The organism is Fructilactobacillus sp. X3R2C1 (assembly GCF_059901235.1).
The window spans coordinates 1-248 of record NZ_JBWXVA010000070.1 but is presented as its reverse complement, the minus strand read 5'-3'; the positions used below and the strand labels follow the sequence as shown (position 1 = coordinate 248).

Annotated in this window: 1 protein-coding gene; it reads left to right on the top strand. The window is 72.2% G+C overall.

Features of this window, described 5'->3' with window-relative positions; all coding sequences use genetic code 11:
- A partial coding sequence (locus AC6UDB_RS07195; RefSeq protein WP_500709583.1) for a hypothetical protein occupies window positions 1–248 on the top strand: 248 nt, incomplete at both ends.

Here is a 248-nt window from a genome sequence, read left to right as displayed (position 1 = left end):
GATCTATGCCGAGGCGCGCGACGACGACGAACTGCTCGCGATCATGGAGGAGGGGCTGCGCCATCGCGGCCTCGGCGCGGTGATCGGCGAAGTGAAGCGGATCGGCATGCCCGCCACCCGGCGGCTGCAGTTGGTGGCCGAGGGGGGCCGTACGATCGCGCTGTTGCTCAAGCGTCATGCCCGCGAAGGGAGCGATCCGCTGGGGGCGCCGTCCGCGGCGGTGACGCGCTGGCGGATCGGCTGCGCAC